Here is an 18687-nt window from a genome sequence, read left to right as displayed (position 1 = left end):
ATACTCCAAAAAAGTTTGCATTTGTAAAGGTGAAAGAAAAATGAGTGAACGTGTACACAGAAACAGTTCGTACCTAAACGGAAAATCAACCACTGGAACAACAACCCGCGTCAAAGACACAAGCCCAACAAGTGGAATGTGCCCAATATGCATCCGTGACTGCCCAATAATGTGCGAAATCAGCCTATCAGGTTTCAGAGGAAGAGAAGCTCTCTACCCAGAACCCGTCCAATTTGGATACAGCACCGCAGGAGCACTCAAAGATTTCGGATTAGACTGGTCACACTTCAACATACAAGCAGGTTTGTTCGAAGCACTTGGTATAGAAGAAAACTCGGATGTTGCCCTTTTCCCCAACGTAAGTACAGAGACCAAAGTAGGAGGCATACCAATAAAAGTGCCAATATTGGCTGGTGCATTTGGCTCAACTGATGTCGCTAGGCTAAACTGGGAAGGCTTAGCAATAGGCACAGCACTTTCAGGCGCAATAATAATCGTTGGAGAAAACGTCTGCGGTATGGACCCCGAAGCACAGATTACGCAAGGCAAAGTAACCTATTCAAAAGAACTGAAACGCAGAGTCGACTTGTTCCGAAAGTTCTGGGACGGAAAATACGGCGATATCGCTGTACAGACAAACGTTGAAGACCAAAGACTAGGAGTTGACGTCTACGCAATATCAAAACTGGAAGTAAACGTTATCGAGAGAAAGTGGGGGCAAGGCGCCAAAGCCATAGGCGGCGAAGTCCGTGTCAGAGACTTGGACAGAGCAATAATGCTGAAGAAACGAGGCTACGTGGTAATTCCAGACCCAGAAGACCCAACAGTGCAGCAAGCATTCAAAGAAGGTGTATTCAAATCCTTCGAAAGACACAGCAGAGTAGGAATACCAAAAGAAAAGAACATGATAGAAGACATAGAATGGCTACGCAAGCAAGGCGCGAAACACGTAACACTAAAAACAGGCGCATACAGACCCTCAGCAGTTGCATACACAATGAAAATAGCCTCAGAAGCAAAAATCGACGCCGTATACTTCGACGGAGCAGGCGGCGGAACAGGCATGAGCCCAGTTCCAATGATGGATGAAATGAGCATACCAACAGTCTACTTGGAAGCAATAGTTCTCAAATGCGCACAATTGCTAAAGAAGAAAGGACGCTACGTTCCAGACATTATCATGGCTGGAGGCTTCATAAACGAAACACAAATTTTCAAGGCAATAGCAATGAGCAACTTCGGAGACGGCCCATTCGTGAAGGCAGTGTTAATGGGGCGCTCGCCCTTGACGGCTGTCATGAAAGCGAACTACTTCAAACAATTATCAGAAGAAGGCAAACTTCCGAAAGCCTTTGCGGACAGATTCGGCAACACGCCAGAGAAGTTCTTCATTGCAGCACCAGAATTGAAAGAAAAATATGGTGCCAGATTCAAAGAAATACCATGGGAAGCAGTGGCGCTTTACACGTACTTAACTGACCGCATAGGCGTAGGACTAAAGCAGCTTCTAGCAGGCAACAGAAAGTGGAAACTGGAACTTATCAACAGAAACGATTTGATGAGCTTGTCCGAACTTGCCGCGCAAGTTACAGGCATACCTTTGGCGCACGAAGCAGAAAAAGATGCAGTGGAAAGAATACTGGGCTAACAGCACCTTCTTCTCTTTTTTTAGTTTTCAGTTAAATCCTTAAATTTAAGAATAGACAAGCAGATAGACTACTGTGGAGGAAAATGGTCTATGGTAGAAACTCAATCAGCACTAAGCGTTGCATGCGAACAATTGAAAATAGCTGCGGAAAAATTAAAACTAGACCCCGACATTCACGAGATGCTTCGACACCCAAAAAGGTCGCTCATAGTCTCTATTAATGTAAAGATGGATAACGGTAACGTTTGCACTTTCTTAGGTTGTCGCGTGCAACATAACGATGCAAGAGGACCATTCAAAGGTGGAATACGCTACCACCCAAACGTCTCCTTAGATGAAGTTACGGCTTTGGCAATGTGGATGACATGGAAATGCGCAGTTGTGGACATCCCATATGGCGGCGCAAAAGGAGGAGTATGCTGCAACCCTAAGGAAATGTCGAAAGCAGAACTGGAACGCCTAACAAGACGATACACGACCCTAATTTTGGACATAATTGGACCGTACCGTGATGTGCCAGCACCAGACGTTTACACAGATGCACAGACAATGGCATGGATAATGGACACCTACAGTCAATTCAAAGGCTACAGTGTTCCAGAATGCGTCACCGGCAAGCCCATAAGTGTTGGCGGTTCAGAAGGAAGAGCTGAAGCCACATCGCTTGGTGTTGTGGTCTGCGCGAGGGAAGCTGCCAAAAATTTGGGACTAAAGCTAAAAGGGGCGACGGTGGCAGTGCAAGGCTACGGAAACGTTGGTTGGAACGCGGCAAAAATAGCCTACGACATGGGCTGCAAAATCGTGGCGGTAAGCGACTCAACTGGAGGAATTTACTGCGAGAAAGGTCTCAACCCCTACAAGATATACGAACACAAATCAAAAACGTGTTCGGTAACCAGTTATGAAAAATGCGAAAACATAACAAATGAGGAACTGCTCGAAACAAAATGTGACATACTAATACCAGCAGCATTGGAAAATCAGATAACCAAAAAGAACGCAAACAAAATAAAAGCAAAAATAATTGCGGAAGGCGCCAACGGACCAACAACCCCAGATGCAGACAAGGCACTTCATGAAAAAGGAATACTCCTAGTTCCAGACATCCTAGCTAACTCAGGCGGAGTAACCGCAAGCTATTACGAGTGGGTTCAAAACCTTACAAGAGAACATTGGACAGTAGAAGAAGTAAATCGGAAATTAGAAGATAAAATGGTCAAAGCCTTCAATGACGTTCATAAACTGGCGAAAAAAGAAAAAAGTGACATGCGAACTGCAGCGTTGATGCTTGGCGTAGGAAGAGTTGCAGATGCAATAAAGACGCTGGGCTTATGGCCGTAACAAAAAAGGACAAATTTCCACTTCCATCTCATTTATACATCACAATTGAAGCAGCGCTCTAGAATTTTCTTAAACTTCTAATCTAAGTTTTTAAACTACTGCTCTTATAACTACTTCGCACCAATAAACTCAGAAACGGAGAAAGGATAACGAATGCACAAAACGTTGTCTACGAAAATTGAAAGTTTAGACTTTCAATTTGAACATTCACCCGTAAAAGTCATTGCGAACAGAAACTGTCCAGAAATAAAGCTTGCAGGACTCGCTGTGGGACCTTTTGAGGAAGGAAATGAATATGAGATTCAACATTGGATAGCAAGCGAGCTTGAAAAAACTGGAATAGTGCGTTTTCGCGAAGAAGAACGTTTAGACGCAAATAAGCTTTACAAAATTCAATGGACAGAACGCGTTCAAACGGCAGGACAAATCTCAAAATTGCCTGAGAATTTCTATCCAGAACTGCGAAGATACTTAACACAGCTTAAGGCGGAAATTGCCAAAACCCCAGAGAAAACGCGGGAGTATGAAAAAACTAGACAGGTGACACAGGACATTGTAAATGCAAGGTTAAAGAAAATTGTTTCGTTGGCGTCGTCTCCGACCCGTACTGAGCACATGCTCAAAAATTTTACTGGAGAGGAACGGTTTCTTTATGAACAACTTTACATGCGTATCCAAGAATGGAGAACGCAAATATTAGAATGTAAGGTGATGGAACAATGACGGAAGAATTAGAAGCGATAGATCCGCAAGAGCGTTTTCAAGAATTTTTCAAGATCGAGAAATACCGCCAAGCAATATCGCAGCTTGCTGTGGCTGGTAAAACCTCTTTAATAGTTGATTTTGAAGACCTTGCAACTTTTGACCGGCGACTCAGCGAGGAACTATTGGAAAAGCCAGAAGAGTACATGAAACATGCGAATAACGCGGCTTTCTCTCAACTTCAAATAGAAGATGCGGAATATGCTGAAAAACTGGCAGACAAGATGGAAACAGTAACTGTCAGAATTGTGCGACTTTGGGAGTCGACACCGCTAAGAAAACTCGGCTCAAACCACATTGGAAAACTCGTCATGGTTGAAGGCATCGTTGTCCGTTCAACACCCGTCCGCCCAATGGTCATGAGAGCAGCCTTCAAATGCAGAAGATGCGGAAACATAACATACTTGGACCAGACTGGACAATTCCTCAGACCGCCGCTTAAATGTAGAGACCCAACATGCGAAGGAAAAGGCCCCTTCGACTTCATACAAGAAGAATCCACATTTATAGACTCACAAGACCTACGTCTCCAAGAAAGACCCGAAGACCTACCGCCAGGGCAGCTTCCGAGAACATTACATGTCAAGCTCGTAGGAAGCGAAATAGTAGATGTAGCGAGACCCGGAGACCACGTTTCTATAGTGGGAATAATTCGCGCATTCGCGCCGACGCTTCGAGGCGTAGGAAAGCTTAGAGTGTTCATGTTGCATTTAGACGCTAACTCAATAGAAGTTTTAGGTAAAGAACCAGAAACAGCGATCCCGTCACCTGAAGAAGAAGAAAAAATTCTCGAACTTGCAAAAGACCCGTGGATACACCGAAAAATCATGAACTCAATAGCACCTTCAATCTATGGCTACGACCACGTGAAAGAAGCAATAATGTACCTTCTCTTTGGAGGAGTGCCAAAAACTCTTCCAGACATAACAGTAAGAGGAGAACTAAACGCTCTTTTCATTGGAGACCCGGGAACAGCAAAATCACAACTATTACAGTATGTAGCTAGAATTGCACCACGAGGATTGTATACTTCTGGACGCGGCACAACAGCCGCCGGTTTGACTGCAGCAGTAATAAGAGAGAAAGGAGGCGGAATGAGCCTCGAAGCTGGAGCACTAGTATTGGCTGACAAGGGAATTGCATGCATCGACGAGATGGATAAAATGCGTCCGGAAGATAGAGTTGCAATTCACGAGGCAATGGAACAGCACACGGTTTCCGTTGCAAAAGGCGGCATCGTCGCAACACTCAACGCGAGAACCGCAATACTCGCAGCCGCCAACCCCTCCTTAGGAAGATATGAGCCGCATCGTACCGTGGCAGAGAACATTTCCTTGCCGGTTACGATACTTTCAAGGTTCGACCTTATTTTCGTATTGAGAGATGTGCCCGACAAAGATACAGACAGTAAAATGTCCGAACACATTCTCGAAATCCACAGAAAAGGCTTGAGCCCCGTTGAGCCTCCAATACCATTAGAATTATTGAGAAAATACATAAGTTACGCAAAAGGAATCAAGCCAGTCCTAACTCCAGACGCATTAAACCGTCTCAAAGATTTCTATTTAACAATGCGTTCAGCAAGCGAGGCGGAAGGTTCACCGGTTGCAATAACTGCGCGGCAACTTGAATCATTAGTGCGTATAGCAGAGGCACGAGCCCGTGCAGCTCTCAGAAAAGAAGTTACAAGTGAGGATGCAGAAGCAGCGATTAATATAATGAAGAAGTCTCTGGCAGAAGTCGGAATAGACGTGTCCTCGTACAAGTATGATATAGACATTATAATGACGGGAAAATCAAAAAGCATGAGAGACAAGCTGCAAGTGATTCTTTCGACTTTGGCGGAGATGGAAAGGGAAACTGGAATGGTCGAGAAAGCAGCACTTCAGAACGAGTTGGAAGCAAAATATAAGATTCCAAAAGGAGACGCAGAACGCCTAATCACACAACTGTTACGTGAAGGAACAATTTACGAACCTAGAGAAGGTTACCTAAAAAAGACATAGAGTAAACGTAAAGGGCTTAACAGGTAATAAAAGGGAGGACTGTGCGCTGTCACTCGGAAGCTTCAACGTTGGCTTCTTTGTAGTATTGTGCGTTTGCAGTGAACACTGTTACGCCTACGGTTACGCCGATGTCGCTGACTGAAACGTGGTCTGGATTGGTTACGTAGACTATCATGCTCCAGCCTGACTTCAGAATCAAGTCGTCATTGGCCTGGACAAGGTCATAATTCACAGTTAGTGGCACTTGCTTGCCAGAAAGCGAACCGTCACTGTTTGGAGCGATATATGGTAAGTCATCGTTTATTGTGTCTTGTGTTTTATTGTAATATATAGTGCTCCAGCCGCACTCTTGACCTCTTACAGATATTTTGTCAATGACGATGTCACGACCGCCTGTGTTAATTATCAAGAAGGCTGTTTCAGCAAAGGTTGTGCCATTATGCCACGTATGCAGCTTGTATACTTGGAGACTTTCCTCTTGAACTCTTGTTGTGGTTACGTTAATGGCGTAAAAAGTGACAACGGTCGCGAGCAACACTGAAACGACTAGTATGATTAGTGTTGTTACTACAACGCTTAGTCCTTTTTTATTCTTTAACATACGCATAGCATTCATTCCTACCTGAATTGTTTGAAAAAGTAATTGAAAATGAAAAGTAATAGCATTTGTATGTCATAGAAACTAACGCAATTTAACGATTATGATTAAAGTAGCTGATTAAAATTTAGAACTTAACAAAAATATTTGAAGTAAATTCTAACGATTCAGTCTCGATTCGTGAACAAACGTTAAAAATCCAGTAGCGTTAGATAGCAGTTGTGAATGTTTCATGAAGCCAGTGATGGTTGTTGTTGGCACAAGACCAGAAATAATAAAGATGGCACCGGTTATCAGAGCTTTACGTAAGAACAAGATACCGTCAGTTTTTGTTCACTGCGGTCAACATTACGATTACAACATGTCTCAGCAGTTTATTGAAGAGCTTGAGCTGCCAATGCCAGATTACGGATACAAACTCAAAGCTTACTCGCAAGGAGCGCAAACTGCACGCATAATAGTCCACATGGAACGATTATTGAAAAAAGTGCAGCCCGCTCTTGTTTTGGTGGAAGGAGACACAAACGGAGTTTTAGCAACCGCTTTGGCAGCAGTCAAGCTGAGAATACCAGTGGGACATGTAGAAGCAGGTTTGAGAAGTTTTGATTTGCGCATGCCCGAAGAACATAACAGACGCTTAACAGACCATGTTTCTACCTACCTGTTCGCACCAACAAAAACAGCGGAAAACAACTTAAAAAAAGAGAATGTGTGGGGAAAAATCTACATTACTGGAAACACTGTGATAGACGCAGTAGCTCAGCACTTGCCAATAGCAGAAAGAAAATCAAAAATATTGGAAACTATTCGCTTTAAAAGATTCGCTTTAGCAACAGCCCACAGAGCAGAAAACGTAGATGACCTCAAGGTTCTCAAGAATTTTATGGAAGCCTTCGCAGAAGCACCAATCTCAGTGGTTTATCCAATGCACCCTCGCACAAAAAAGAGACTGAAACAGAACAAGATATACGCTAAAATCAAAAAAACAGGAAATCTGCATATTTTGCCACCGCTTGGCTATTTAGACTTCTTGGTTCTAATGAAGAGATGTGAGATGATAGTGACCGATTCAGGTGGCATCCAAGAAGAGGCAACAGCGCCATCTATACGCAAACCAGTCTTGGTTATTCGCCTTTCCACCGAGAGACCAGAAGCCGTCGAAGCAGGTTTCGCCACGGTTGTTGGGGTAGAAAAGAAACAAATATTGAACGCTATCATAAGAACGCTGGAGCAACAAAAAGAACTTCCAGAAAAATCGCCTTACGGAGACGGAAATGCAGCTGAAAAAATTGTCAAAATAATCAGGGAAGAAATGAGTTTTTAGTGTTTATGAAATGTATGTGACTTTTTTATCTTCTTCTTTACGGGTTTCCTCTGCTTGTAAAGCTCTTTTCTCTTCTATCTTCTGCAAACGAACAACCATCTTCTCTGCTTTTGCGATTTCTTCGTCTAAACCATCTAAATTCACATCAAGATTTAATATCGACTGCAAAACTTCCAAAACACTCTTAGCAGCCTTCGGGTCGGGTAGGTACCCGCGCGTTTCGCCTAAAAGACAAAGCGCATCCATTTTCTTCAAACGCGCTAAACCAAGAATCAAGCCGGCAGTGCCGACGATAGGACTTCCCATAGGGCTGAGCATGGCTTTGGCCTGTAATGCCTTATTCAAAAGTTCTGGACCTGTCGCAGCAGCAATTACTTTAGGTTTATCTTTTACCTCGACGCGGTAACCGCCAATCGTTATTATCAAGCTTACTTTGTGTTGCTCAGCAAAGTTGAGAATGCGGTCTGATATTTCGTATTGACCTTCAATTGTTTGTGCTTGGCTGTCGCCTGTGAAAAGAATAAGGTCGTTTTTCCCATTTCTGTTCTTCCAAAAATAGAATGTTCCACGTAAGAGTCGAATCCCTCCTTTTTTGTTAACGAGCACGAAATAGGGAAAATGTGGAGAGTACAAGTATGCGAATTTTTCAGCCTTCAACTGTTTAATTAAATAGCGTATGGCGATTTTGCCGACAATCCCTAATCCCGGAAGACCCTCAATTAGAATGGGATTATCCAACTGAACCGTGACAAATTCTTTAATGACTGTCTCCTTCATTTTGTCAATCCTTCCTCTTCAAAGCCATCCTATACTTGAGGTATTTATCGTCAGGAGAGAACTTTGGTGGATGTGGTACACGAACTTTTCCACCGCAATAGGGGCATCCATCACTTTTCAATGTGTATTTTCCGCATTTTTCACATTTTCTTAAGAGCCAAACCACTACTTCTCCCTTCTAAAGACGCCTTGCCCGCCAGCTTTAGAAACGTTAGAGATAACATTTTGAGCAACTCTCTGCAGAACATCCTCTGCGCGCTTGTAATTTTCCGCCATAACCTCAATACAATATTTGGGCGCTGCAACAACATAAAAGCGAAGCTTTGCGTCACGGGATTTTTCAGCCTTTTTGGCGTTTAGAAAGGCTTCTTTGATAACTTTTACTCCGTTAGGTTTCATGCAACGAAGCTCAACCACGCCTTTTACACGAACCATTGGAACACGGATTCTTTCTTTTGCAACCTCAACAAGAACCTTTGCAAGGTCTTCGGGCACACCTATTTTTGTCAGAGCTTCTATGCCTTCTTTCAAACCCTTTTCGAACCCCTCATAAAGTCCATATTCTTTTTCGATTGGCGCACCAACTTTTTCATAAATACTTTCCAGCGGTTGCCCAGTTTTTTCGGCGACGCTTCTGAGTAGGGCTTCTGCTTTTCTTTCCTTTTTCCATGACATGATTTTCTCGATTTTCTCTCTTTTTGTAACTCTTCTAAGAGACAAATCAATGTGTCCTTTTTCTACGTCCACCCGCAAAACTTTCAAAACAACTTTTTGCCCTTCCCGAACGAAGTCTCGGATGTTCCGAATCCAAGAAGAAGAAACTTCAGAAATGTGAAGCAACCCTTTTTTATCGTACTCATCTAGTTTTACGTAAGCACCGTAATCTGTTACGGCTTCTACCGTGGCTATCACTAAGTCGCCCACTTCAGGCCATTCTTGTTTTTTAAAAGCCATTTTGGTGTTCATCCTCTTTCAAAAACCGCGACTATCTCACCTTTGATTATTGCTTTTCCACCTGATGGTGAAGCCAATTCGGTTCCGCAGACATTGCAGTTGACCTTGTTTACGGCACGATTGAAAACTAGTTGTTCATTTCCGCACTTTTGACATTTCACTCTGAGGAAACTGCTTCTCGGTCTCGGAATAAGTTTTTCCCATTCAGCCATTTCTTGCTCACCTCAAAATCTACACAATTGCCAATTTTCTTAATCGTACACCGTCTTTATGCCTAGTGTAACCGCAAACTTTGCATTTCAACTTTAAGGTTTGCTTTTTTGTTGTCTTTGAAAATTCTCTTTGAAGAGGATACTTCTGTCCGCCATAACCTTTCTTCTCGCGTTCGTGATGGCGTTCGCCTTTGGCTAAGGCTCTTCGCTTTCCAGCCTTGTAAAGAGATACTGCGTGAGCTTGATGCTGTTTGCATCTTGGACAGTATGTTCTGATTTCTTTAGGAACATTCACTTTAACCACGACCAGCCTTCCATAAAGAAAACAAACACGTTCTTATACTTTTTCGCTATGTCCCCGAAATAAATGTTTAACTAATCGGCGTGTGTTAAGCATTATTTAATTGGATATAACGAGACGTTAAGGATAGATGTGGAAAGGACTCATGCTAAGTCAAACTATTAAGAAAAACAGCGTTACCATAATGATACTGTTACCTTTATTCTCAATCATCGCTCCATTTGCGATACTATATCTCTATCAAGACGTGGCATACCCACCATATCCATACTACTATAAAGTGTACACAAACACGTTCGAAGCCACATGGAAGGGCAGAACCTTCTACCTCTTCTTTCTCTGGCTGTTCGCCTTAGAAATGATACTCGGCTGGGAAGCACTCAAAACAATAAAGTGGAAGTTAAAATCCATAAAGACAGCCATATTTGTTATAACGCTCTTGCTTCCTACTGTGTACATAATCGTTGCCAATTTCTACGGATTTAACAAGGCAATAGTTGATTGGACTTATAACAGAGGGATGCATCCTCCAGAACGCCCACCCGACTGGATGCCGCTTTCAACAGAATACCTGGTTCTCACCGTTCTTTTTGCATTAACAATTCTTGTTGGATATGGAATTATAGGCTTAATGAATTACTCCATTTCGATAACCTTTCTAGGAATTATTGGGCTAATATACACAATAGACAATTTATATCCAAAAGGACAATTTACGCCATTTCAAATTCTTGTTCCTACAACATCAATGCTTGCGGCAAACGTCCTAAACTTGCTGGGATACCGAACCACATTTCTAACACCCACAGAAGGAATGCCACATCTTGAAGTTAGCAATTCAACGAACAGTTGGAATGCAGTTATAGCATGGGCGTGCTCGGGAATAGACAGCCTAATAATTTACTCAGTTACGATTCTCTTATTCCTAAAAAGAAGCGCCATTCCAACAAAACAACGGATAATCTATTTTGTGATAGGCGCTGCTGTTACCTACTTCATCAACATTATTAGAATAGCAACCATTTTCATTATTGGAGTAAACGGCGGCGATTGGGAAGCTTTCCATAACTTTTATGGACAATTATACTCAATAACGTGGATTATATCGTATCCATTAATAATAATTGGAACCCGTGCTTTGTGGAGCAAAATTAGAAGCTGGAAAACGGTCGCAAATAACACGGCTGGTTTCTCGCATCAAACAAAACCTTCAACGTGAAGCCCTTAACTGTCACATTTAGTTAACTTCAACTTTCTCCGCTAAACCCTGTTTAACCAATATTTTAGCATTTTCCATAGGCAGAGAAGCAACATCCTCAACTTTAAAAGGACCATAAAGTTTCATATCCGCACCAATTATGGCAGGAACGTCCTTAAGAAAACGCAAGACAGCCCTCTTACGCTCCTTTCCAACATTGACTTTTGGCGTGTGCCCGTGAAGAACATCTTCTGTAAGCTTTCGAAAAGCCTCAGCGTAAGGTAGAGCGCCCTTGAGAAAACTCTCTTCCTCAGCAGTTAACAAATCAGAAGGAACCACGTTGCCTTTCGCAATCATATTGACCAATTTTCTGTAACGTGCATGAGTCACTTCACGGAACATGCGCTTAACATTTTGCATTTCTCTAAACAGAAGCCTTGCTCTTGCCGTTTTCTTGTCGAGCATTCGGCTTTCTTCTCTAAGTTTTCGCATATAATCAGTGATTCTAAAGTAAAAATCGGAGGGAAGCTTGCCCAATTCGGTAGTTTCTGTTTCTATTTTCCAGATTTCGTAGAGTTCATTGTACATTTTTATTCACGCCCTCTGCATGTTTTCAACGTGCTTTTTGTGGTAACAAATCTTCGCCATGCTTTATATCCATCGCATAACCCTTTTAACGCATTAACCACTGATAAGGGTTCCACTTTAACTCGAACATTAGATTTTAAAACGTAATCTCTCGGCGGAAAAAATGTATAGCGCAAGAATTGTGGAAAAGTAGTTTTTGATTGGGCGAAGAAATTTTTGAAGTAGAAGTAGGTTTGGTTGCGAATGTACCAATATAGCCATTCTGTGCCTACTTGCTTGCCTTTAAACTTGTGCCAAACCAGCGCCTTCGAATTATAAATTAACTTGTAGCCAAGCCTTTTGATGCACATGCAAATGTCCGTGTCATCTCTGTAGCTTGTCCCCATGTAATTTTCGTCAAATCCTCCTACTTCCAGAAGCAAGTCTCGCCGAAACGACATGTTGCATCCAATGAAAGAATCAACTTCCCGTAGGTTATCGAAAGGAATGTCAAAGTTTCCAACAACAAACCCGCTGTCAAGAACCTTCCCCACTTCGCTCCTGCCTATTTCTACATAAAACTTGCTAGGTTTCCCGTAGGGAATTACTCTTCCCCCAACTCCACCAACACTATTGTCTAAGTAAGGTCCACAAATATGCCTTAACCACTCGTTATGAACGACAACATCATCATCCAAAAAGGCAACAACATCCCCCTCAGCTTCGGAGACCCCCACATTCCTAGCATGTTGCCTGTTTCTTTCGCGTATAGAAATGTACCGTATTGGAAAACGATCACTCAATTTTTTAGTGTCATCCGTAGAGTTGCTGTCCACAACGATAACTTCGTGTAGTTCATCCTTCAAATTAAAGAGTGAGGTTAAACATTCCTGCAGATCTGAGCATCTGTTGTAGGTAACGATTACGGTTGATACTTTGATTGTCAGCTGCAGCTCACCTCAACAACATTTAACCTACAGTCTCTGCTCGATTTTTGCAGACAAGCAACACAGCAGCAGCTGTGGACAGCTCCACTTCTTGATTCTTGTAAGGACCAAATGTTTCATCGCCGATTCTGAAGGAAGGCGCATCTGAAACATGAACTTTCACTGTTCCGCTTTTAAAGGCCACAGCGTCTTTGAACGGGTCAAAACTGTCTATGGCTGATGCTGGAAACTCAACTTTTTTCAAGCCAGTCTTACCATGCAAGGTGCCAGACAAACGAATCAGTCGATGCACGTCTGTAGTGACGACGGTGTCAATTTTTGCAGATTCAAGTTTAACAACATGCTCCATTATTTTTCGCCAACTTTCTGCACCAACGCCCTTGACTCGACCCAAAGCCTTCATGTCAGACCAATCTTTTAACACCAACGCTTTATTCCTTAATATTGCATTTGAAACATTACTCTTAAGTCCGATTCTCTTGAGGTCATCTTCCTCAGCTTTCTGAATGAACCGTTGCAGTCCCGAGGCTAGGCGTTTACGCCAACCAAAATCACCTAGTTGGGTGGGAAAGGCGGATGACGTTTCTCCGTGTTTCTCATCTAAACCGTGAAAGGGGAAATTGAATCCTAAACCAGAAAAGTAATCAACAATTTCCTTACGGGCAACCGTGTCCAACGTTTGAACCGTTTCGTTTTCTACATGCACGTGATAGCCCCGGTGACCCGAAAAAAACACATGCGTTTCCTTCGTGGAAAAACCAAAATCAGTCATCAACATGTCCAAGACTTTAATGGTTTCTTCCCTAGCAGATTGCAAACAAACCTCACAAAGCCACGTGTTAACCTCAAACTTTTCCTTTCCACAAACAGGGCATTTATCAGGCACAATTCCTTTTCCAGAAAATCCACAAGCCCCGCAAGCCCATTCGTCATGCACTTTATCGCATGGAGTGGGTATGTGGTCTGCGTCGATGTCGAAAATCAAGTCGGCGCCTAGCCAGCCTTTCTTGTCCATTTCAGCTTTAGGGTCGTCATAATAAGCACAAGAATAATATGCGTCAGATGGAACGAATTCTTTCAGAAAATTCCGCAATTCGTTTTGATTTGCGAAAGCCTTGTGGCGCACCATAACGTTGTCAAATGAGATAAAGCCGAACTCTCTCTTTTCAATCATACGTGGAGTTGCAACTTCGCAATTCTCGCTACTATAATAATCATGGAATAACTTGTTGATGAACAGTTTTGACTGCACTTGACATCCTCTTTTATAGGGATGGACTAGCCACTTATATGTAACAATATTCGACAGAAACCAAGATAAACACTTTATGCAACATGCTAAGGAAACTCATCAAAAACAAATTTCTCCGGAGGCAACCACATAAGCTTAAGAAAAGCGTCACCCACAAACTCGAAATACAAAATAGAAATTTTATGCTTGCCAGCAGTTAACTCCACATCAAAATAACCCGAATCGGAAGTGTATGAATCGTAAACTAGCTCGTCATCAATAAAAATCATAGTACAATTATCTACAATTACCTTAAACTTGTAATTGCCCGAGGTTTCCACGTTAAAGAACCCGTCAATAAATGAGGAGAAATAGTCTCTGTGTATCGTGGGAAATGGTGACATATACCGAAAATTAAATGAAGGCGCAAGAACCACCGACGAAACTGTTGGAATGCTGGAGAGATACAGAAAGTCAGAAGTAAGGAGTTTGGGCACTGTTTCCCACGGAGGCTTCCAGAACAAAAATAGAGTCTCATTTTCTTCAGTTACATTGTACTCGAACTGAATTGGGCGGAAACCTTCTTCTAACACAAGTTTTGCTGAACTGTCTTGAAAATCTATTACTGTTTCATTTTTAATTGACAAACGTCTATAGTTACTTGAATTTGACACGATATAGAAACTGTACTCCCCACTCACGGGAATGAACAGTTGCCCATCCCACACCACACTCAATTCAGAACCATCCCTGTGAGGATTCAGTTTTTCAAACAAAGTAGAAGAAACAGTCACGTTCAACACGGTTTCATTAAAAAGGGGCACATCACCAGTAAACGAACCATTATAAACAGTCATCAGCAAGCCTTGATTATACAAACTGATATTAAAACCACTGTCAAAAAGACGAATAGAATCGCCCACAAATTCCTTTTTAAGAAGCCAAACATAATCCGCAGAAGCGTATACGCCATAACTTCCATTCTCAATCAAGCTCAAAGCATATTTTTCCATATTCTCAAAGTACCATTCAGATACCGTATCAAACAAGATGAAATCAGGAGAAATATTTTGGAGGAAAAACTCCACTGCACTAACGTTGCCTGCACTCGATAAGACATTCCATTCCCACATTGCATACGCGTACATCCGTTGGCTCAAATGGGGATGTATATTGTTTTGAGTCATTATTGACGCATCAGACGGCACTAATTCTAAGATTTTGTTTAACGCTGTAAGATGTTGAGAAGAGCACCAGTTGACTTTGTTTGCAAGAGCACCAAAGTGGGGCTGATAGAAGAGGATACTGTAAGAAATTACCAGCACTGATGTGTAAAATATCGCCAACACCTTCTTACCTAAGCTTCCAAAAGAAAGATTAAACGAAAAGAAAGATCTAACCTTGTCTTTCAAAAAGGAGAGTCTTCTGCTTCCTCGTACAGCGGATATAAATACAAATGGCACGGCAAACGCGACATACTGATAGCCTATAACTGTATAGTAAGGCGGATAATTAGATAAGATCACAGCCAAAAACCACGGAGCGCCAATAAGAAGAGAGGGAATATCCAACAAAGACAACAAGCCCACCGGAATCAGCAGCCCAAACATGTAGAGAATCTTGTCGCCCAGAGTAGGTAATATCAACTGTAAAGTTCGCAACGGATTAACAATAGTATTCCATAACAGTCCCAACGGATTATGCACGGGATCTCCAAACTGAGCCCAATTTAGGTTAGGACGCACTGTGGGGTTACAGATAAAGAGAACAGTTCTCGCGAGTAGGTACCAAGAAATTCCTAAAATTATCGTTAATATGGAGGCAACTACCGTCTTGTTAAATAAAAACTTGTAATTGAGATTTTTAATTGAATGTTTAATTTCTTTTCTTTCGCTCCAAAAGCCGTATAAACCAAAAAATATGACAATAAACGGGACAAATTCCACAACCGACAATGCTAGAATTATGAACAAGAAATAGTTTAGAAACTTCTTTTCGCTGAAGTAGTAAAACGCAAAAAAGAAAAAGAGTGGTAGAAATGCTTGTGTGTGAAAATCAAAGAGGTTTACACCTATCAAGGGCGGATAAATTAAATATAACAAAGAGAATAGATAGGCGTATTTCGGACTACGGGTTTCTTTTAAACCAATCAAATAAAGCGGAACAGCACCCAAAGCAATCACAAAAGATTGCAAAACCAACAAATACGCAGTGCTTTGAAAAATCTTATACACTGGAACCGCAAGGAAAAGCACCGGAGAAAAGTGTATTCCAAAAAAACACCCGTTGGGGTTTATAGGCAGCTCAACAGTGTACCAGAAAAATCTGCCGGCATTTGCTGTGGACCAAATGCCTTGTTCGTAAATGCCTAAATCCCAAGCGGTCGTCAAAAAAAGACCATGCTTGAGTATTGATAAATAAGAGAGCACTATAACGTACGTTAAGATAGAGACTAGGAGCAGCACCGGAAGCTTGCGAAATCGTACATAACTCCCAATTTTTTCCATCAACTTAAAGCGCATGCACCTTCAGACGAACTAGGTATATCTAGAGCTTGTTCTTATTTTTATCTAAATCATAAAAAAGATACGCTAAGAAAATGTAAAATAGGCTCAAGCAACAAAACCTTCTCAAGGAGCAACATAGAAAAATAATGACGACAATTCCTTGATTATCTCAAAATAGAAAAGTTAAGAATAAGAAGAAGTGAGTTCCTATTGAAGGAAAAAATAACAATAATCTGTGACCCCTTACTCAGCGAGTACGGTCCAACACGCCCACCAACGCTAATAGCAAGGGAACTAAAAAGACGTGGTTACCAAGTAACATTGGTATCGATTATTGCAAGCCAAAAAGTAAGGCAGAATCTTGAATTGGAAGGAATTAGCGTTAACGTGATTGGCGGTAGAACGCCTTTCAAGAGCGAATCGTTAGCATGGTTTTATTTTTGGTTGTTAGAAGGATTCTTCTCCGCGAACTCAAAAAAGCTAAAGGGATTAAGATCAGCACTAGACGGACCTGTGCTGAATTTCTCTAACACAATAATTTTTCCATGCAAGATTTGGTACGCTCAAGGTCCACCAACAGTCTTGCTGGATAAAACCAAAGATTACTTAGCATTACATTATAGAACAGTTTACCTTTTTTCTGCACCCGTCCTTAGAAGAATAGACAGAAAAATGACCAACAAATTTTCCAAATTATCGGAAAAAGTATTCGCTAATTCTAAATATTTAGCTAGAATTTACGAACAAATGGAAACAAAAGTCGAGGCCGTTATCTATCCGCCTATTGATTGTCAAATATTTAAACCCACAACAACCACGCCAAAAGGAAACTATGTAGTGACATACTTTGGAAAAGAAACAAACTTCAGAGTCATCAAGAAAGCTTTGGACAAAGGAATCAAAATAAAGGCTTTCGGAGGAAAAATAGTGACGGCATCTAAAGAAACTTTAAAGCATCCAAACTTGGAATTCTTGGGCAGAATCAGCAACCATAAACTCGTCGACCTTTATTCAAATGCCGCATTCACACTCTTTCCATACATTGATGAACCATTTGGATACATCCCAGTTGAAAGCATGGCATGCGGCACGCCTGTCGTAACTTTTGGCAATCAAGGGCCAGGAGAAACGGTTATTGATGGAATAACTGGGTGGCTTACATATAATGAAAACGAAATTGTGGATATTGCCTTGAAAATATGGAACACGGGATACTCCAAAGATGTAAGAGAAGAATGTAGGAAAAGAGCTTTGGCATTTGACATTAAAGCAATCGCGAAACAATGGATTAGCGAGATCGACAATAAAGCATGATTAAAAAGGTTTTAGGCTTCTCTCAATCGTGTATGAACACGGGCGTTGAAGAATTCAATGAGAGTTTCATTGGAGAATTCTACATTGTCGTAAAAGATATACCTTGGGATTCTAAGATAATCTTCGAAATTTGCCTTTCCTATGTAGAAAAGGAACTGTTTTATCTCGTTCAAAGTCAGTTTGGACTTCCCCAGTTTTCTGTTAGTGAATACTATTGGCATCTCGGTTATGTAGCATCCTTTCTTAACAGCTTGCCGTATAGTTTCTATTTGTATTTCATATGTTTGGCTGTGAAGTTCGCCTATTACTTTTTTTAACATGTTTAGGGAGTAACATCGTAATCCACTGGTACAATCTTTTATCTTTGCTCCAATTATTACAGACGCGAATTTGTTAGCTACCTTACTTATCATTATTCTTATGGGGCTCCAGTCGGTGATTTTTCCTCCTGGAAAGTACCTACTACCTATCACCAAGTCGTAGCCCCTTTTTGCGACCCGCACAAGTCTAGGTATGTCTTTTGGGTTGTGTGAGTAATCTGCATCCATCGTAATTACGTATTTGGGAGGAGTTTCCATTGAAAGAAATATTTTCATTCCATCAGTAATTGCCGTTCCAAGACCGGATTTTTCAGGTCTCACAAGAAGTAGAATGTTATCGTATTTCTTCTGAAGTGCCCGTACAATGTTTGCTGTTCCATCAGGGCTGGAATCGTCAATCACCATTATTGAAACGTTTAGGTTTAGGTTTTCAATCTCGTTTATTATTTGCTGGATGTTTGCTGCTTCGCAGTAAGTTGGAAGGATTATTCCTATATCTGCGTTTAGTTCAAAGTTTCCTTCAAGTATTTTTGGAGAACTTGTTTGGAGAATAGTGTCTCCTACGTGTCTCCAGTTTTCCACACTTGTAGTGAAGGAAACTTCAGATTTCATTTTTATGTTTCAACCTTCTAATTATCTTATTAAAGAGAGAGTTATCTCTTATCATGCCGAACATACTT

Annotated in this window: 18 protein-coding genes; 7 read left to right on the top strand and 11 right to left on the bottom strand. The window is 41.5% G+C overall.

Going from position 1 to position 18687, the window contains the following annotated elements:
* Nucleotides 1–40 precede the first annotated feature (40 nt).
* The 4 genes from QXW63_06440 (at nt 41) to QXW63_06425 (ending at nt 5757) form a co-directional block, all read left to right on the top strand.
* Complete coding sequence (locus tag QXW63_06440) at nt 41–1648, top strand: glutamate synthase-related protein (protein MEM3461527.1); 1608 nt, start codon at nt 41–43, stop codon at nt 1646–1648.
* A 90-nt stretch (nt 1649–1738) separates the two neighbouring features.
* Complete coding sequence (locus tag QXW63_06435; GenBank protein MEM3461526.1) at nt 1739–2989, top strand: Glu/Leu/Phe/Val dehydrogenase; 1251 nt, start codon at nt 1739–1741, stop codon at nt 2987–2989.
* Between the two features lie 153 nt (nt 2990–3142).
* Nucleotides 3143–3712 (top strand): hypothetical protein, encoded by a 570-nt coding sequence (locus QXW63_06430; protein ID MEM3461525.1) that lies wholly within the window; start codon nt 3143–3145, stop codon nt 3710–3712.
* Nucleotides 3709–5757 (top strand): minichromosome maintenance protein MCM, encoded by a 2049-nt coding sequence (locus tag QXW63_06425; GenBank protein MEM3461524.1) that lies wholly within the window; start codon nt 3709–3711, stop codon nt 5755–5757. The genes QXW63_06430 and QXW63_06425 overlap by 4 nt, the downstream gene beginning before the upstream one ends.
* A gap of 49 nt (nt 5758–5806) precedes the next feature.
* Here the strand turns inward: QXW63_06425 and QXW63_06420 are convergent, their stop codons facing one another.
* Nucleotides 5807–6358: a hypothetical protein gene (locus QXW63_06420; GenBank protein ID MEM3461523.1), complete on the bottom strand. Its 552-nt coding sequence runs from the start codon at nt 6356–6358 to the stop codon at nt 5807–5809.
* Nucleotides 6359–6587: 229 nt separating this feature from the next.
* Between QXW63_06420 and wecB the strand changes: the two genes are divergently transcribed.
* A complete protein-coding gene (gene wecB / locus QXW63_06415; protein MEM3461522.1) occupies nt 6588–7679 on the top strand; it encodes a UDP-N-acetylglucosamine 2-epimerase (non-hydrolyzing) in 1092 nt (363 codons plus the stop codon).
* A 3-nt stretch (nt 7680–7682) separates the two neighbouring features.
* On the opposite strand, the gene QXW63_06410 is transcribed toward wecB, so the two are convergent.
* From QXW63_06410 to QXW63_06390, 5 genes are read right to left on the bottom strand one after another with little or no spacing between them, the layout of a single operon-like run.
* Nucleotides 7683–8456, bottom strand: a complete 774-nt coding sequence (locus tag QXW63_06410) for a proteasome assembly chaperone family protein (GenBank protein MEM3461521.1) — start codon at nt 8454–8456, stop codon at nt 7683–7685.
* Nucleotides 8457–8460: 4 nt separating this feature from the next.
* Nucleotides 8461–8622, bottom strand: a complete 162-nt coding sequence (locus QXW63_06405) for an RNA-protein complex protein Nop10 (protein MEM3461520.1) — start codon at nt 8620–8622, stop codon at nt 8461–8463.
* Nucleotides 8622–9410 (bottom strand): translation initiation factor IF-2 subunit alpha, encoded by a 789-nt coding sequence (locus tag QXW63_06400; protein MEM3461519.1) that lies wholly within the window; start codon nt 9408–9410, stop codon nt 8622–8624. Before QXW63_06400 ends, QXW63_06405 begins: the two co-directional genes overlap by 1 nt.
* Before the next feature lie 8 nt (nt 9411–9418).
* A complete protein-coding gene (locus tag QXW63_06395) occupies nt 9419–9622 on the bottom strand; it encodes a 30S ribosomal protein S27e (GenBank protein ID MEM3461518.1) in 204 nt (67 codons plus the stop codon).
* A 19-nt stretch (nt 9623–9641) separates the two neighbouring features.
* Nucleotides 9642–9917, bottom strand: coding sequence for a 50S ribosomal protein L44e (locus tag QXW63_06390; GenBank protein MEM3461517.1), 276 nt, complete (start codon nt 9915–9917; stop codon nt 9642–9644).
* A 151-nt stretch (nt 9918–10068) separates the two neighbouring features.
* Here QXW63_06390 and QXW63_06385 point away from each other — a divergent pair, with 151 nt between their 5' ends.
* Nucleotides 10069–11142, top strand: a complete 1074-nt coding sequence (locus QXW63_06385) for an exosortase/archaeosortase family protein (GenBank protein MEM3461516.1) — start codon at nt 10069–10071, stop codon at nt 11140–11142.
* 18 nt (nt 11143–11160) lie between these two features.
* On the opposite strand, the gene QXW63_06380 is transcribed toward QXW63_06385, so the two are convergent.
* The 4 genes from QXW63_06380 to QXW63_06365 all read right to left on the bottom strand — a co-directional run bounded on the left by QXW63_06380 (nt 11161) and on the right by QXW63_06365 (nt 16256).
* The gene (locus QXW63_06380) at nt 11161–11709 is read right to left on the bottom strand and encodes a hypothetical protein (protein MEM3461515.1); all 549 of its coding nucleotides are present in this window, start codon (nt 11707–11709) and stop codon (nt 11161–11163) included.
* 2 nt (nt 11710–11711) lie between these two features.
* The gene (locus tag QXW63_06375) at nt 11712–12611 is read right to left on the bottom strand and encodes a glycosyltransferase (GenBank protein MEM3461514.1); all 900 of its coding nucleotides are present in this window, start codon (nt 12609–12611) and stop codon (nt 11712–11714) included.
* A gap of 46 nt (nt 12612–12657) precedes the next feature.
* Nucleotides 12658–13887: a DNA primase small subunit PriS gene (locus QXW63_06370; protein ID MEM3461513.1), complete on the bottom strand. Its 1230-nt coding sequence runs from the start codon at nt 13885–13887 to the stop codon at nt 12658–12660.
* A gap of 86 nt (nt 13888–13973) precedes the next feature.
* Nucleotides 13974–16256: a DUF2079 domain-containing protein gene (locus QXW63_06365; protein ID MEM3461512.1), complete on the bottom strand. Its 2283-nt coding sequence runs from the start codon at nt 16254–16256 to the stop codon at nt 13974–13976.
* 327 nt (nt 16257–16583) lie between these two features.
* On the opposite strand from QXW63_06365, the gene QXW63_06360 reads away from it, so the two are divergent.
* Nucleotides 16584–17687, top strand: coding sequence for a glycosyltransferase family 4 protein (locus QXW63_06360; protein MEM3461511.1), 1104 nt, complete (start codon nt 16584–16586; stop codon nt 17685–17687).
* A gap of 11 nt (nt 17688–17698) precedes the next feature.
* Here QXW63_06360 and QXW63_06355 read toward each other — a convergent pair whose 3' ends face one another.
* Nucleotides 17699–18619 (bottom strand): polyprenol monophosphomannose synthase, encoded by a 921-nt coding sequence (locus tag QXW63_06355; protein ID MEM3461510.1) that lies wholly within the window; start codon nt 18617–18619, stop codon nt 17699–17701.
* Nucleotides 18620–18687 lie beyond the last annotated feature (68 nt).

It is taken from the genome of Candidatus Bathyarchaeia archaeon (assembly GCA_038873195.1).
In the GTDB taxonomy this organism is placed as follows: Archaea; Thermoproteota; Bathyarchaeia; order Bathyarchaeales; family Bathycorpusculaceae; genus DSLH01.
The sequence above is the reverse complement of the archived record's forward strand: the minus strand, read 5'-3'. Positions and strand labels throughout refer to the sequence as shown.

What these genes read in the sequence shown, in the direction of transcription:
- QXW63_06425 (MEM3461524.1), top strand. Translation starts at nt 3,709, where the DNA reads ATGACGGAAGAATTAGAAGCGATAGATCCGCAAGAGCGTTTTCAAGAA.
- QXW63_06355 (MEM3461510.1), bottom strand. Translation starts at nt 18,619, where the DNA reads ATGAAATCTGAAGTTTCCTTCACTACAAGTGTGGAAAACTGGAGACAC.
- QXW63_06410 (MEM3461521.1), bottom strand. Translation starts at nt 8,456, where the DNA reads ATGAAGGAGACAGTCATTAAAGAATTTGTCACGGTTCAGTTGGATAAT.
- QXW63_06430 (MEM3461525.1), top strand. Translation starts at nt 3,143, where the DNA reads ATGCACAAAACGTTGTCTACGAAAATTGAAAGTTTAGACTTTCAATTT.
- QXW63_06420 (MEM3461523.1), bottom strand. Translation starts at nt 6,358, where the DNA reads ATGTTAAAGAATAAAAAAGGACTAAGCGTTGTAGTAACAACACTAATC.
- QXW63_06380 (MEM3461515.1), bottom strand. Translation starts at nt 11,709, where the DNA reads ATGTACAATGAACTCTACGAAATCTGGAAAATAGAAACAGAAACTACC.
- wecB (MEM3461522.1), top strand. Translation starts at nt 6,588, where the DNA reads ATGAAGCCAGTGATGGTTGTTGTTGGCACAAGACCAGAAATAATAAAG.
- QXW63_06440 (MEM3461527.1), top strand. Translation starts at nt 41, where the DNA reads ATGAGTGAACGTGTACACAGAAACAGTTCGTACCTAAACGGAAAATCA.
- QXW63_06400 (MEM3461519.1), bottom strand. Translation starts at nt 9,410, where the DNA reads ATGGCTTTTAAAAAACAAGAATGGCCTGAAGTGGGCGACTTAGTGATA.
- QXW63_06395 (MEM3461518.1), bottom strand. Translation starts at nt 9,622, where the DNA reads ATGGCTGAATGGGAAAAACTTATTCCGAGACCGAGAAGCAGTTTCCTC.
- QXW63_06435 (MEM3461526.1), top strand. Translation starts at nt 1,739, where the DNA reads ATGGTAGAAACTCAATCAGCACTAAGCGTTGCATGCGAACAATTGAAA.
- QXW63_06385 (MEM3461516.1), top strand. Translation starts at nt 10,069, where the DNA reads ATGCTAAGTCAAACTATTAAGAAAAACAGCGTTACCATAATGATACTG.